The organism is Bacillus cereus group sp. BfR-BA-01360 (assembly GCF_022663595.1).
GTDB lineage: Bacteria > Bacillota > Bacilli > Bacillales > Bacillaceae_G > Bacillus_A > Bacillus_A cytotoxicus.
The window spans coordinates 1-228 of sequence record NZ_JAKUFV010000105.1; the positions used below are offsets into that span (position 1 = coordinate 1).

Consider the following 228-nt stretch of genomic DNA (forward strand, 5'->3'; position numbering starts at 1 on the left):
CCATTCGCTCATAGCTAAATGCCAGCGTGTCATTTTCGATTACAACAGAACCGTTTTTCCTCCAAAATCGTCCTGTTTCGAACCATGAAAAAGCTGTGTTACCTGGCATAACCTGCTTAGGAACACTTGAAAAATCGTGGTCAATAACAAGGTTTCGTTTGGCTTGTACCGTTGTTTTTAGTCCTCGTTCATCTTCGAAAAGGAAATCTAGCATTTTAATCGTTACAC

1 pseudogene is annotated in these 228 nt (G+C 40.4%); it reads right to left on the bottom strand.

Annotated features, from left to right (window positions below):
* Nucleotides 1-228, bottom strand: a pseudogene (locus MR056_RS22150) (phage tail spike protein); the annotation flags it as partial.